Origin of the sequence: Acinetobacter sp. YH12052 (genome assembly GCF_013419835.1) — a bacterium.
Lineage (GTDB): Bacteria > Pseudomonadota > Gammaproteobacteria > Pseudomonadales > Moraxellaceae > Acinetobacter > Acinetobacter amyesii.
In genome coordinates this window covers 1-1,247 of the sequence record NZ_VOZI01000052.1, presented here as the reverse complement: position 1 = coordinate 1,247, position 1,247 = coordinate 1, and the positions used below count along the sequence as shown (strand labels likewise).

Genomic DNA, 1,247 nt, shown 5'->3' with positions numbered 1-1,247 from the left:
TGTGTGCTTTGTTCAGATCCCCCAGTAGCACACTGAAAGTCACCGCTTAAATGCTGTCGTCACTAATCCTTCCACCCATTTAAACGAACGGAATACTAATTTAGGAAGGTTTTAACAACGAAAGGGATTTATTTTGAATCCTGTGTCGTTATAATCGCTTATACCGCACGGGGTTTATCCTGATTATTATGTCAGACGGCAATCTACATAATCTTTCGTTATTAATTCCGCCAAGAATTAATAACCGTGCTTAGAATATATTTAAATCGACCCCTTTTTACAATCCTATTCTCTCCAGTTAGGATTTTTTTTTCTTATTTTATTGTTTTAAGGGTTTTAGGGTATCCCTAACAAGGCATAAAGTCCCCTTTGTGTATCCTTGCTGGTATTTCAGAGGGGCTGGAGTAGCCCCGAACTGATGCAATAAGCTACGAAAACGCTTTTCTCCCTGATTACAAGCTCCCTTTTGCCTTACATCGGTAAGAATTAGCGAATGCGACACGAAAGCCAACTGTAAGGAAGGAGAAGGAGTTTCGACGACGACGCCCGCACTGTTGGCGTGTGTCAAAACGTCCCTCTTGGTATATTTACGAAATCTCACGTAACCCTTGCTGTGTAAGGCTTTCAAAGCACCTCAAACTCTAGCAGATCAGACAACAAATATAATTCTTGTTCATCTAAAGCAATTCTGTTTTCACCACTTAAAGACAATAAAACTTCTGTGACCTTTCCTTGTTCTTCAAAGAAATGACCATTCTCTGTATGTACGAATTTTACTGTTTTCCCTAAAAGCTCTATGACTTGTTTCATAACAAACACCTTTTTTTTAAAGTTTTTGATTTAGTGATTAGATCATTATGGTGAGAGTTGAGCAGATAGAAGGGAATACTCACCCTAAAGCACCTATAAAGGCACTTTAGGAGTATTTCCCTCTGGAGCATCACTACGGAGCCGAGCGTCGCTTCAATCGGAGTGCATCACGGTATAACGCTGCACCTGTCTTAATTACGGCTTATATCACCGCCTGAACGCATTTAAGACCGCCTGTGGGCTTTGTTTGATCATCGCAAGGGCATAACACCCAATATACTCACGATCACCCTTAGACTACTCATTCTGCTGTGTGCTTTGTTCAGATCCCCCAGTAGCACACTGAAAGTCACCGCTTAAATGCTGTCGTCACTAATCCTTCCACCCATTTAAACGAACGGAATACTAATTTAGGAAGGTTTTAACAACGAAAGGGA

At 40.9% G+C, this 1,247-nt stretch carries 1 protein-coding gene; it reads right to left on the bottom strand.

The window, feature by feature from the left end; translation table 11 throughout:
* Window positions 1-624 precede the first annotated feature (624 nt).
* Complete coding sequence (locus FTU06_RS16650; RefSeq protein WP_180147628.1) at window positions 625-810, bottom strand: hypothetical protein; 186 nt, start codon at window positions 808-810, stop codon at window positions 625-627.
* Between the last annotated feature and the right edge of the window lie 437 nt (window positions 811-1,247).

What these genes read in the sequence shown, in the direction of transcription:
- FTU06_RS16650 (WP_180147628.1), bottom strand. Translation starts at nt 810, where the DNA reads ATGAAACAAGTCATAGAGCTTTTAGGGAAAACAGTAAAATTCGTACAT.